11 protein-coding genes are annotated in these 12,653 nt (G+C 60.2%); 6 read left to right on the top strand and 5 right to left on the bottom strand.

Annotated elements, in window-relative coordinates:
* Nucleotides 1-261: 261 nt before the first annotated feature.
* The 5 genes from CAF65_RS01695 to CAF65_RS01715 all read left to right on the top strand — a co-directional run bounded on the left by CAF65_RS01695 (nucleotide 262) and on the right by CAF65_RS01715 (nucleotide 6,155).
* The gene (locus CAF65_RS01695; RefSeq protein ID WP_085714713.1) at nucleotides 262-1,746 is read left to right on the top strand and encodes an NCS1 family nucleobase:cation symporter-1; all 1,485 of its coding nucleotides are present in this window, start codon (nucleotides 262-264) and stop codon (nucleotides 1,744-1,746) included.
* Nucleotides 1,747-1,843: 97 nt separating this feature from the next.
* The gene (locus CAF65_RS01700) at nucleotides 1,844-3,127 is read left to right on the top strand and encodes a Zn-dependent hydrolase (RefSeq protein ID WP_085714714.1); all 1,284 of its coding nucleotides are present in this window, start codon (nucleotides 1,844-1,846) and stop codon (nucleotides 3,125-3,127) included.
* Between the two features lie 94 nt (nucleotides 3,128-3,221).
* Nucleotides 3,222-3,656: a carboxymuconolactone decarboxylase family protein gene (locus tag CAF65_RS01705; protein ID WP_085714715.1), complete on the top strand. Its 435-nt coding sequence runs from the start codon at nucleotides 3,222-3,224 to the stop codon at nucleotides 3,654-3,656.
* A gap of 3 nt (nucleotides 3,657-3,659) precedes the next feature.
* Nucleotides 3,660-4,553 carry an RNA polymerase sigma factor SigJ gene (gene sigJ / locus CAF65_RS01710; protein WP_085714716.1) on the top strand — a complete coding sequence of 298 codons (894 nt, stop codon included), beginning with the start codon at nucleotides 3,660-3,662 and terminating at the stop codon, nucleotides 4,551-4,553.
* Nucleotides 4,554-4,655: 102 nt separating this feature from the next.
* Complete coding sequence (locus CAF65_RS01715; protein ID WP_085714717.1) at nucleotides 4,656-6,155, top strand: helix-turn-helix transcriptional regulator; 1,500 nt, start codon at nucleotides 4,656-4,658, stop codon at nucleotides 6,153-6,155.
* A gap of 511 nt (nucleotides 6,156-6,666) precedes the next feature.
* On the opposite strand, the gene CAF65_RS01720 is transcribed toward CAF65_RS01715, so the two are convergent.
* The 5 genes from CAF65_RS01720 to CAF65_RS01740 form a co-directional block, all read right to left on the bottom strand.
* On the bottom strand, nucleotides 6,667-7,434 hold the full coding sequence (locus CAF65_RS01720; protein ID WP_085714718.1) for an SDR family oxidoreductase: 768 nt from the start codon (nucleotides 7,432-7,434) through the stop codon (nucleotides 6,667-6,669).
* A gap of 107 nt (nucleotides 7,435-7,541) precedes the next feature.
* Nucleotides 7,542-8,609: a phosphotransferase family protein gene (locus tag CAF65_RS01725; protein ID WP_085714719.1), complete on the bottom strand. Its 1,068-nt coding sequence runs from the start codon at nucleotides 8,607-8,609 to the stop codon at nucleotides 7,542-7,544.
* 144 nt (nucleotides 8,610-8,753) lie between these two features.
* The gene (locus tag CAF65_RS01730) at nucleotides 8,754-9,719 is read right to left on the bottom strand and encodes a 2-hydroxyacid dehydrogenase (RefSeq protein ID WP_085714720.1); all 966 of its coding nucleotides are present in this window, start codon (nucleotides 9,717-9,719) and stop codon (nucleotides 8,754-8,756) included.
* A 196-nt stretch (nucleotides 9,720-9,915) separates the two neighbouring features.
* Nucleotides 9,916-10,503 carry a TetR/AcrR family transcriptional regulator gene (locus tag CAF65_RS01735; protein ID WP_085714721.1) on the bottom strand — a complete coding sequence of 196 codons (588 nt, stop codon included), beginning with the start codon at nucleotides 10,501-10,503 and terminating at the stop codon, nucleotides 9,916-9,918.
* Between the two features lie 29 nt (nucleotides 10,504-10,532).
* A complete protein-coding gene (locus CAF65_RS01740; protein WP_085714722.1) occupies nucleotides 10,533-10,916 on the bottom strand; it encodes a tautomerase family protein in 384 nt (127 codons plus the stop codon).
* Between the two features lie 362 nt (nucleotides 10,917-11,278).
* Between CAF65_RS01740 and CAF65_RS01745 the strand changes: the two genes are divergently transcribed.
* Nucleotides 11,279-12,559, top strand: a complete 1,281-nt coding sequence (locus tag CAF65_RS01745) for a serine/threonine transporter (RefSeq protein ID WP_085714723.1) — start codon at nucleotides 11,279-11,281, stop codon at nucleotides 12,557-12,559.
* Nucleotides 12,560-12,653 lie beyond the last annotated feature (94 nt).

Consider the following 12,653-nt stretch of genomic DNA (forward strand, 5'->3'; position numbering starts at 1 on the left):
GCGACTTTGAAAAAAAGATCAATGCACCAGATTGAGTCCTGACTGTTCGGACAACTTGGCTGGCATTCGGCCTGAGTGGCAAGACATGCAACTGAGGACTGCACCGAGGACTGCATCATTGACCCAGTAAAACTGATAAACATCAGTTGTTTACAAAGTGTTTATGGAACTGCCCGATGCGCAAACGGGGCACCCGGCACGTTTATTGATGCCGTGAGCCTTCGATGAGCAAAAAATAATTCAAAGAACAGTGGAGCGGCCATGCAACAGATCAGATCGCAAGTGACCGAGCGCGACGGCTTGTTTGAGCTGGAAGCCGGCAGCGATGTCCTCGACAGTCCCCGTTACAACCACGACATAGCACCGACCAGGGTGCGCGAACGGACCTGGAACAAATGGCACATCACCGCGTTATGGGTGGGCATGGCGATCTGCGTGCCGACCTACACCCTCGGCGGGGTACTGACCGCGTACTTCGGCCTGACCGTCGGTGAAGCGCTGCTGGCGATTCTGCTGGCCAACATCATCGTGTTGATTCCCCTGACTCTCAACGCCTTTCCCGGCACCAAGTACGGCATTCCCTTTCCGGTGTTGCTGCGCTCGTCCTTCGGCGTGCTCGGCTCCAACATACCGTGCCTGATCCGCGCCCTGGTGGCGTGTGGCTGGTTCGGCATCCAGACCATGTTCGGCGGGCTGGCGATTCACCTGTTTCTCGGCTCGGTGTTCGAGGGCTGGAAATCCCTGGGTGGCACCGGCGAGGTCATCGGCTTCATGGTGTTCTGGGCGCTGAACCTGTGGGTGGTGATTCGCGGCGCCGAGTCGATCAAATGGCTGGAAACCCTGTCGGCTCCGTTGTTGGTGCTGGTGGGCGTAGGGCTGCTGGTCTGGGCCATGCCGAACGTTTCGATGACCGAGTTGCTGGCGATTCCGGCCAAACGTCCCGAAGGCGCCGGGGTGGCCAGTTACTTCGCCGCCGGGCTGACCGCGATGGTCGGTTTCTGGGCCACGCTGTCACTGAACATTCCGGACTTCAGTCGCTACGCAAAAAGCCAGAAGGACCAGATTGTCGGGCAGATCATCGGTTTGCCGCTGACCATGTTCCTGTTCGCGTCCCTGGGCGTGGTGATGACCGCGGCCTCGGTGAAGCTGGTGGGCGTGACGGTTTCCGATCCGGTGACCCTGATCGGCCATATCCAGAGCCCGGTGTGGGTCGCACTGGCAATGGCGCTGATCATCATCGCCACGCTGTCGACCAATACCGCAGCGAATATCGTGTCACCGACCAATGACTTCCAGAACATCGCCCCCAAGGTGATCAACCGCACCAGCGCCGTGCTGCTTACCGGATTCGTCGGATTGGCGTTGATGGCCCATGAACTGCTGAAAAAGCTTGGCCTGATCGTCTCGGATGTCAGTCTGGAAACCGTTTATTCCAACTGGTTGCTCGGCTATTCCAGCCTGCTGGGGCCGATTGCCGGGATCATGGTGGTGGACTATTTCCTGATCAAGAAACAACAACTGGACCTTGCCGGCCTGTACCGCGATGACGTGTATCCGGCGTGGAACTGGTGCGGCTTCATGGCCTTCGGCGTGCCGGTGGTGTTGACACTGCTGTCCCTGGGCAGCGATGCCTTCAACTGGTTCTACAGCTATGGCTGGTTTACCGGCTCAGCCCTTGGTGGGGTGATTTATTACGGGTTGAGTGTGATGCGGCCCAGCCCGTCAATCGCTAAATCTACGGTGTGAACACTGGCCCCATCGCGAGCTTGCACGCGATGAGGCCTTTGAATCCACCCACGAAATGCCTGAAGAAACATACAGGAACAAGCCTGAGGAGATCATCATGAACGCTGCCGTCGACGTTCTGCAGTCCAGCCATCAGCACATCAACCGCGACCGCCTGTGGCAGTCGCTCATGGAACTGGCCAGGCTTGGCGCTACTGTCAAGGGGGGCGTGTGTCGCCTGGCCCTGACCGACCTCGACCGCCAGGCCCGGGACATCTTCGTCAAATGGTGTATCGATGCCGGCTGCACCGTCAGCATCGACGCCGTCGGCAATATCTTCGCCCGGCGTCCCGGGCGCAATCCCGACCTGCCGCCGGTGATGACCGGCAGCCACATCGATACCCAGCCCACCGGCGGCAAGTTCGATGGTTGCTTCGGTGTATTGGCCGGCGTCGAAGTGCTGCGCACCCTCAATGACCTGAACATCGAAACTGACGCGCCGCTGGAAGTGGTGGTCTGGACCAACGAAGAAGGTTCGCGCTTTGCCCCATGCATGATGGGTTCCGGCGTGTTTGCCGAAAAATTCACCCTCGAGGAAACCCTGGCCAAGGTCGATGCCGATGGCGTCACCGTGGGGCAGGCATTGAACGCCATCGGTTACGCGGGCCCGCGTCAGGTCAGTGGCCATGCGGTGGGCGCTTATTTCGAGGCCCACATCGAGCAAGGCCCGATCCTTGAAGACGAGCGCAAGACCATAGGCGTGGTCATGGGCGCTCTCGGGCAGAAATGGTTCGACCTGAAACTGCGCGGCGTCGAAGCCCATGCCGGCCCGACCCCGATGCACCTGCGCAAGGATGCACTGGTCGGTGCCGCGGTGATTGTCGGTGCGGTCAACCGCGCCGCCCTCGGCCATCAACCCCACGCCTGCGGCACCGTCGGTTGCCTGCAAGCCTATCCCGGCTCGCGCAACGTCATCCCTGGCGAAGTACGCATGACCCTGGACTTCCGCCATCTGGAACCGGCACGCCTGGACTCGATGATCGCCGAAGTACGCGAAGTCATCGAAACCACCTGCGAAGAACACGGCCTGACCTTCGAACTGACCCCAACCGCCGACTTCCCGCCGCTGTACTTCGACAAGGGTTGCGTCGAAGCCGTGCGCGGCGCAGCCCAGGACCTGGGCCTTTCGCACATGGACATCGTCAGTGGCGCAGGGCACGACGCGATCTTTCTTGCCGAACTCGGCCCGGCCGGGATGATCTTCGTGCCGTGTGAAGGCGGCATCAGCCACAACGAAATCGAAAACGCCGCGCCGGATGACCTGGCGGCCGGGTGTGCGGTGCTGTTACGGGCGATGCTGGCGGCTTCGGCGGCGGTGGCCAAGGGGGCGTTGGCGGCCTGAACCATGCGACGTGCGCTGAATTGTTCGGCGCACGTCACAATGCGCAACCCTCAATCGTCATCCTGTTGAATCCCTCAATCAGTGGAGCAACGCGATGTCGTCCAACACCCAACCGGTCAACCTGCTGCAATCGATCCCACAGGTTTTCGAAAGCCTGACTCAGGTCCATGTCGTGCTTGATCAGCATGATCTCGACCCCGCCCTCAAACACTTGATCCACCTGCGTGCCTCGCAGATCAACCAGTGCGGTTTCTGCGTGAAGATGCACACCCGCGAGGCCCGGGAAGCCAATGAAACCAATGAGCGTCTGGATCGTCTGATCGTCTGGCGTCACGTCAGTGATTTCAGCCATTCGGAGCGTGCCGCGCTGGCGTGGACCGAAGCCTTGACGCTGCTGGATGAAAAAACCGATTACGCCAGCCTGCGCGGTGAACTGAGAGCGCATTTCAACGATGAACAGATCGGTGCCTTGACGGCCGAGATCGGCATGATCAACCTGTGGAACCGCTTGCAGGTGTCGAGGCACTGATTGATGAACTGCGCTGAAAACGCCGCCATTGTGTTCGAGCAGCGCCGGCCCTTTTTGCTCGGCCTGGCCTATCGCATCCTCGGCTCGCGCGCCGAAGCCGAGGATGCAGTGCAAGAGTTGTTCATCAAGTGGCTGGAGGCCGACCGGGCCTCCATCGCTACGTCGGCAGCCTGGCTGACCACGGCCTGCACCCGGCACTGCATCGATGTGCTGCGCTCGGCGCACACATCCCGGGTCGACTACATCGGCACCTGGCTGCCAGAGCCGATTCACACCACCCATCAGGACTCACCCGAGCACAGGCTCGAACTGGCCTCGTCATTGTCCACCGCGTTCATGTTGCTGCTGGAGCGCCTGACACCCAAGGAGCGCGCGGCGTACCTGCTCCACGAAATCTTTGACATGGATTACCCGCAGGTCGCCGATGCGGTCGGGGTGCAGGAAGCCGCTTGCCGCAAGCTGGTGTCCCGGGCCAAAGCGAACCTGGGCAACGGACACGCCCGTTACCAACCGGAACCCGTGCGTCAAACCCAATTGCTGAGAGCGTTTCACGGTGCTATCGCCAGCGGCTCGACCGTTTCCTTGAGCGCCATGCTGAGCGAAGACGTTGAACTCTGCGCCGACAGCGGCGGCAAGGCCCTGGCCATCCGCGAAACCCTGTCGGGTATCGCTCGCGTGCTGGATTTCATCGGTCAGTCGTTGCACACCTATTGGCAGACGTGTGAATGGCTACCCATTGAAATCAATGGTGCCCAAGGTGTCGTCATCAGGGCCGATGGCGTTATCACGGCGTCGATGACCTTTGGTTTTGATGAGGCGGGGCAGGTGAGCCGAATCTTCATCATGCGCAATCCGGACAAGCTGGCGGGGCTGGAGGCGGCGCTGAATGTGCACTAGTCAGAGATCCCGAAAATGATGAAGATCCCACAAGGTTCGTAGCACTATTGCAATCCCGGGCGGTCCTACTCTTCACAGGGGCACCCTACTTGTGGAGTCGCAATGAGCCTGGACGTCCTGACCACGGAAACCAATCGGTGCCAGTTGCAGCAGATCATCGCCGGTCTGTCCGATGGGGTGATACTGCTCGATCCCGACCAAAGCATTCTGTGGGCCAACGAGGCGGCGCTGGCCATGCACGGTGTTGTGCAAGTCAGCGACCTGGGTGCCAACGCCAGGGCGTATGCCGAACGTTTCGCCTTGCGCTATCGCAACAACCATGTGGTACCCGTCGACAGTTACCCGATCCACCGGGTGGGGCGCGGCGAGACGTTCAGCGATGTGCTGGTGGTAGTGACGTCGGCAGCGGACGAAGAGCGTACCTGGGTCCATCGCGTGCGCAGTCTGGTATTGGCCGACAGCCGTGGCGAGCCGGTATCGCTGGTGTTGATCATGGACGATGTCACCGACTGGGCCAGCGCCGAGCAGCGTTTCGAGAAAACCTTCGCCGCCAACCCGGCACCGGCTGTGATCTGCCGCCTCAGTGACTTGCGCTACATCAAGGTCAACCCCGGGTTCCTCGAGATGACCGGTTACACCCGTGATCAGGTGATCGGTACGTCGACCTATGAGCTGGACGTGCTGGATCAGGTCGAAAACAAGGCGCTGGCCAGGCAGCGCTTGCGCGAAGGCGCGACGATACCGCAAATGCAGGCAGAACTGCGCTTGCCCGACGGTGGCAGCAAGCAAGTGATCGTGGCCGGCCAGCCACTGGAGCTCAACGACGAAGCCTGCATGTTGTTTTCCTTCGTCGACATGGAGCCGCGACGCAAGGTCGAAGCTGCCCTGCGCCAGAGCGAAGAACGCTTTGCCAAGGCGTTTCGCCTGTCCCCGGTGCCAATCCTGGTCTGCGCTGCCCGCGATCAAGTGGTGCTGGATGTGAACGAGGCCTTCCTCGATACCCTCGGTTACTCCCGCGAAGAAGTCCTCGGCAAGAGCATCGCGCAGATCGACTTCATCGACGACAAGGGCGCACGCATACGGCTTTTCGCGGCATTGGCGAAATCCCCAAGCCTGAACCGCATCGATGTGCGCGTACGTCGAAAGGGCGCCGGGCTGATCGATTGCGCGGTGTCGGCAGACACCGTGAACATTCAGGACCGCCGGTGCTATTTGCTGGTGCTGATAGACATCACCGAGCGCAAGCGCACTGAGCTTGAGCTGGTGGCGGCCATCGAAGAGGTGATGACGGACGCCTCATGGTTCAGCCGCACGCTGATCGAAAAGCTGGCCAATGTGAAGAGCGTCAACTCACCGAAATTGCCCGGCGTGTCCTTCACCGACCTGACCGCCCGTGAGCACGATGTGTTGAGCCTGATATGCGAAGGCCTGGCCGACAAGGAAATCGCCGCGCGCCTGAAACTGGCGCCGAACACGGTGCGCAATCATGTGGCGGCGGTGTATTCGAAAATCGATGTGCATAGTCGCAGCGAGGCGATTGTCCGGGCGCGGGAGCGGGGGCTGTTCTCCAGTGAATTGCGGTGTAATCGGTCGCCGCCCTGATCGAAGAGTTGCGCTATGAGCTGCAGAGCAACTCCCTGCAACGCCCTGACCCGGTGATGTAAGAACTGCCAGCTTTTACTGGCATCGGTCACCGGCTGGGCTATTAGTGATTCGCAAATGTTTATTTTTTTGACAGGTGTGTGGATTTTCCGCGCCGGTTCTGTTGTCACAAAAATGTGTCGATTACTCATCGCGGGTCAACCTATGAAAATTCTTGGGAAACGCGTTATCTCACCTGTATCGCTGGCATTTTGCGTGGCGATTCTCGGCGGTTGTGCCAGTCCGCCACCCCCTCCAGCAGTCACTCCACCCCCTCCTGAACGCACCTGCCAGGCCATGGATAAAACCGATGTGCTGGGCGATGTACGGGGCGAAGACGGGCAGGTGACTCGAGTCACCACCACGACGCGTTGCGTCACGCAGTAATTTCGGTCAAGCGCCGATCCTCTGTGGGACCGAGCTTGCTCGCTCCCACAAGGGGTGAATCTGGCTGGCCGGGTTTAGCGCAGGATCAGGACAGGAAACCACCATCCACATTCAACGAAACCCCAGTGGTGTAGCTGGAAGCATCGCTGGCGAGGTAAAGCACCGCGCCGGCCATCTCACTCGGATCCGCCACTCGTTTCAACGGGATCTGTTGCAAAGCAGTGTTCAGAATGGCTTCGTTCTTCACCAGCGCCGAAGCAAATTTGGTATCGGTCAATCCCGGCAACAGGGCATTGCAACGAATCCCGAACTGCGCGCATTCCTTGGCGAACACTTTGGTCATGTTGATCACCGCAGCCTTGGTCACCGAGTAGATGCCCTGGAAGACTCCCGGCGAAACACCATTGATCGACGCCACGTTGATGATGCTGCCACCACCGTTCTCGCGCATCAGCTTGCCGGCTTCGACCGACATGAAGAAGTAGCCACGGATATTCACGTCGACGGTTTTCTGGAAGGCGCCGAGGTCGGTGTCCAGCACGTTGCAGAACTGCGGATTGGTTGCGGCGTTGTTGACCAGGATGTCGAGGCGGCCGAACTGTTCCTTGATGCCGGCGAAGACCTGGCTGATCTGTTCCATTTCACCGATGTGGCAGGCGATGGCGGTGGCCTTGCCGCCAGCGGCGATGATCGCATCGGCCACATGTTGGCAGCCTTCAAGCTTGCGGCTCGACACGATCACGTGGGCGCCTTGCTGGGCCAGCAGTTTGGCGATGGCTTCACCGATACCGCGGCTGGCGCCGGAGACGAAAGCGATCTTGCCGTCGAGGTCGAACAACTGAGTCTTGGACATGGCTTTTCCTTGTTATTGAGTCGAATGCCGGGGTTGTGGCTGATGCTGTTCAGTTGAGGGCAGTCAGTGCGCGTTATCGTTCACGACCTTCGCGAGCAAGCTCGCTCCTACAGGGTGGATTTCTGGATGACTTGCAGGCTCATCTGCTCCAGCAGCTTGTTCATGTGAATGAACTGCGCGAAGCGTTTGTCCTGGGTCTGGCCATGGTAGAAGCGGTAATAGATCTGCTGCACGATGCCGGCCAGGCGGAACAGGCCGTAGGTGTAGTAGAAGTCGAAATTGTCGATGCGGATGCCCGAGCGTTCGGCGTAGTAATCGACGAACTCGCGGCGGGTCAGCATGCCCGGCGCGTGGCTCGGCTGGCGGCGCATCATCTGCACCGGCGCCGGGTCATCGGCTTCGATCCAGTAGGCGAGGGTGTTGCCCAGGTCCATCAGCGGATCACCGAGGGTGGTCAGTTCCCAGTCGAGCACGCCGATGATCTGCATCGGGTTGGCCGGGTCGAGGATCACGTTGTCGAAGCGGTAGTCGTTGTGCACGATGCTGGAGGTCGGATGGTCGGCTGGCATCTTGTCGTTGAGCCAGGCCTTGACCACGTCCCATTGCGGCGCATCGGGGGTCAGGGCTTTTTCGTAGCGATCGCTCCAGCCTTTGATTTGCCGCGCCACGTAGCCTTCGGGTTTGCCGAGGTCAGCCAGGCCGTAGGCGTTGTAGTCAACGCGATGCAGTTCCACGAATTTGTCGATGAAGCTCTTGCACAGGGCTTCGGTTTTCGCCGAATCCAGGCCCAGTTCCGGCGGCAGGTCCGAGCGCAGGATGATGCCGTTGACCCGTTCCATGACATAGAACTCGGCACCGATCACCGATTCGTCGGTGCAGTGCACATAGGCTTTGGGGCAGTACGGAAAACCATCGCGCAGTTGATTGAGGATGCGGAATTCACGACCCATGTCGTGAGCCGACTTGGCCTTGTGGCCAAAGGGCGGGCGGCGCAGGACGAATTCCTGTTCGGGGTATTCCAGCAAGTAGGTCAGGTTTGAAGCGCCGCCCGGAAACTGGCTGATCTGTGGCAAACCGCTGAGTCCCGGAATATGGGCTTTGAGGTACGGATCGATCAGGCTGGCATCGAGCTCTTCGCCGGTGCGGATACGGGTGGACTGGTCAGTAAGCGCCATGCTTATCCCTTATGCTTATTCTGGAGGCCTGAAACTATTGGCTAATCTAATGCGCACACGGCGCACCCACAACCGCGAACGGCTCTTATAGGTGAGCGTGTTGCCGGCCAATCATTGCTTTTGATACAGCTGTTTGAATCGCCGTCAATGGGCAACCCGGCTCATGGCGGGTGGCAAGACAATCGGCGTCAGCACCGGCTGGCTGGAGAAAAACGCCACGAGGTTCTTGCCCACCAGTTCGACAGTGCCTTGGGTGGCTTCCGGGGACAGCCCGGCGACATGGGGCGTGAGGATTACGTTGCTCAGGGTCTTTAGCGCATCCGGCACCTTCGGTTCGGCGTCGAACACATCCAGTGCGGCGCCAGCGATCCGGCGTTGCTCCAGGGCGGTGATCAGATCGGCGGTGGCAATCACGCTGGCCCGGGCGATGTTGACGATAAACCCCTTGGGACCCAATGCGTCGAGCACCTGGCGATTGACCAGGTGCTTGGTGCCCAGGCCGCCGGGCGTGGCGACGATCAGGAAGTCCGAGGCGCGCGCCAGTTCGGTCGGGGTCGAGCAGAACGTGTAGGGCACATCGCTGCGATGCTGGCGGTTATGGTAGCTAATGCTCATGTCGAATCCGGCGCCGGCACGTTTGGCGATGGCCATGCCGACCGCGCCGAGGCCAAGGATGCCCAGGCGTTTGCCGGCGAGGGAAGGGCGCATGATCTTCGGCCACTCGCCGCGCCGTACGGCGGCATCACAGCGCGGTACGTCGCGTATCAGCGACAGCAGCAGCGCCATGGCATGGTCGGCGACGGACGAGGCGTTGACCCCGGCGCCATTGGTGACGGTGATGCCCCGGTCGGCGGCGGCCTGCAGGTCGACGTGTTCATAGCCGGCGCCGATCACGCAGATGATCTTGAGGTTGGGCAGCGCGGCGATTTCATCGGCATGCAGCCCCAATGGGCCACGGGTGAGGACGGCGTCGATCTGCCCGGCGTGCCGGGCGATGGCTTCGGCGCGCTCGGCGGGCGTCGGGGCCAGAATCAAGTGGAAGCCCTGATGTTCCAGGATGGGCAGGTAATCATTGATGGTTTCAACCAGTACCAGAACGGTTACAGGCATGCTTGGCTCCCTGTGGGCATCGAAAATCGGCTCGAACATCACTTGAGATTGCTGATTCAAGGATAGCTTGGCAACCACCAGTGATTGCAGCCTGCGGTAGCATCTGCGCAATGGCGGGTAGCGCGACGTGTTGGTCGTCGCGCTGAGCGCAGGGGCCGGCGAGGCCTGTGATTTTTTGGCGTGGATCGAGGCCGCTTTACCTGGACGGCGTGAGAGTGGCCCGGGCAGCCTCGAGAACTTCATCCGACAGCGGGGTGCCGCGGGTGGCCCGGGATAGCATCAGGGCGCCGAACATCAACGAAAACTGCACCAGTGCCTGCTGCCGTTTGCCGGCTTCGTCCTCTGCGTCCAGTAGCGAGCCCAGGGAATCGAGCAGGTTGTTCAGGCCCTGCATATAGGTTTGACGCAAACCGCTCTCGGCGGCCTCGTGGCACATGTCCCCGGCAAAGGCCACCACCGGGCAGCTGTCGCCCGGATTGTCCCGGCTTTCACTGGACAGGTACGGTTCGATCACGGCGCGGCGGGCAGCGTCCTTGCTGTCATGCTCGGCCACCCGCGCTTGCCAGCGTTGTGCGGCTTGCTCGAAAGCCCGGCCACTGGCCTCTTGTGCCAGGGCTTCCCTGGATTCGAAGTGCCCGTAGAAGCCGCCGTGGGTCAGGCCCGCAGCGGCCATCACATCGACAACACTGATCCCGTGCAAACCGCGTTCGCGAAACAGCCGTGTGGCGGCATCGACGATGATCTCGCGGTTGAGGTCGGCTTGTTTTCGGGAAACTCTGGGCATGGGTCACTCTCGGGTCTACAGGTTGAGCTTCAGAGGGCGTATTGGGCGATCCCATTGCCGAACGACCAGTTCTCTTTTTTCACTTCCACCAGATTGATGAAAACATCCTCCAGGCGCACGGCCAGTTCTGCATGAAGGCTTTCGGCGATGGTTTTGTAGAGGAGTTTTTTCTGCTCCAGGGTTCGCCCTTCGTTGAGGGAGATCTGGATGACGACCAGGTTATCGGTGCGGTTGATGCCCAGATACTCGGGATCAAAGATGAAATGCTGTTCGTCGTGTTCGGCCAGGATCTGGAAGTTGTCGTGTTCCGGTACGCCAATGGTCTGGCGCATGGCGGCATAGATCAGTTGTCCGATGCGTTTGGCGTGGTTGGGGTCCTGATGTTTTTTGATGTCGACGCGAACCAGTGGCATGGGAAGACTCCGGAAAGATACAGGTCAGTTAAAAATACATGACGATTAACCTTTATCAAGTGCGGAATGCTGTTGGGCGATGAAACGCAGACACGCCGCAGATCCTTGTGGGGGCGAGCCTGCTCGCGAAGGCTGCGGCACATCCGGCATATTCTCCGGTTGACATACCGCTATCGCGAGCTGGCTCGCTCCCACAGGTCTGTTTTTTGTCTACCTGGTACCACCGTCCCTCACCTAAGTCTTTGCTTCTGCTAAGTAATCCTCCAGAATCGCGCCCCTGTTTCGGCCAGGGCGCTGCCTGTCGGGTATTCCGACGCGTCCCGGCCGGGTGGCAAGTGACCGGAATGTGGAGATCCCACCGGATGAATGATCAGGCCAATAGCGTCAACAAACGCTATGTAGCAGCAACACCAGCGACGCTTTCGAGCTGGAATCGCCAAGACACCACCTGGATGCTGGGCCTGTTTGGCACGGCGATTGGTGCGGGAACCCTGTTTTTACCGATCAACGCAGGCCTGGGCGGATTCTGGCCGCTGCTGATCCTCGCGTTGCTGGCGTTCCCGATGACCTTCTACGCACACCGCGGGCTGACCCGTTTCGTGCTGTCCGGGCGCGAAGGCGCCGACATCACCGAGGTGGTGGAGGAGCATTTCGGGATCAAGGCCGGTGCGCTGATCACCTTGCTGTACTTCTTCGCCATTTTCCCGATCCTGCTGATCTACAGCGTGGCGCTGACCAACACCGTGGGCAGTTTCCTTGAGCATCAGCTGCATATCATGCCGCCACCGCGCGCCGTGCTGTCGCTGGTGCTGATCCTCGGCCTGCTGGCGGTGGTGCGTTGTGGTGAGCAACTGATCGTCAAGGCCATGAGCCTGATGGTCTACCCGTTCATCGTCGCCCTGCTGTTTCTGGCGGTGTACCTGATTCCCCACTGGAACGGCGGCATCCTGAGCACCGCCAGCAGCGTACCGGCGCCGTCGGCGCTGCTGCACACCTTGTGGCTGGCGATTCCGGTGATGGTGTTCTCGTTCAACCACTCGCCGATCATTTCGGCGTTTGCCGTGGACCAGAAGCGTCGTTACGGGGAGCACGCCGAGGAGCGCAGCTCGCAGATCCTGTCCCGCGCCCACCTGCTGATGGTAGTGATGGTGCTGTTTTTCGTCTTCAGTTGCGTGCTGACCCTGTCGCCAGCGCAACTGGCTGAAGCCAAGGCACAGAACCTGTCGATCCTGTCGTACCTGGCCAACCACTTCAGCAATCCGACCATCGCCTTTGCGGCGCCGTTGATTGCCTTCGTGGCCATTTCCAAGTCGTTCCTGGGGCACTACATCGGCGCCAGCGAAGGCCTCAAGGGCCTGATCGTCAAGAGCGGCAAGCGTCCATCCGCCAAGACCCTGGACCGCGTGACCGCTGCGTTCATGCTGGTGGTGTGCTGGATTGTCGCGACACTTAACCCGAGCATTCTCGGCATGATCGAAACCCTCGGTGGTCCGGTGATTGCGGCGATCCTGTTCCTGATGCCGATGTACGCCATTCGCAAGGTGCCGGCGATGGCACGCTATCGTGGTCAGGCGTCCAACGTCTTCGTGATGGCGGTGGGCCTGGTGGCGATTTCGGCGTTGGTGTATTCGCTGAGTGCGTGATTGCTGCTTGATTTGGTGAGTGAATGACGGCTGATCCGGTTTTCGGGTTGGCCGTTTTTTTTGGGGGGATAGTGGGTTTTTTTTGGATGGTGGA

It is taken from the genome of Pseudomonas sp. B28(2017) (assembly GCF_002113025.1).
Lineage (GTDB): Bacteria > Pseudomonadota > Gammaproteobacteria > Pseudomonadales > Pseudomonadaceae > Aquipseudomonas.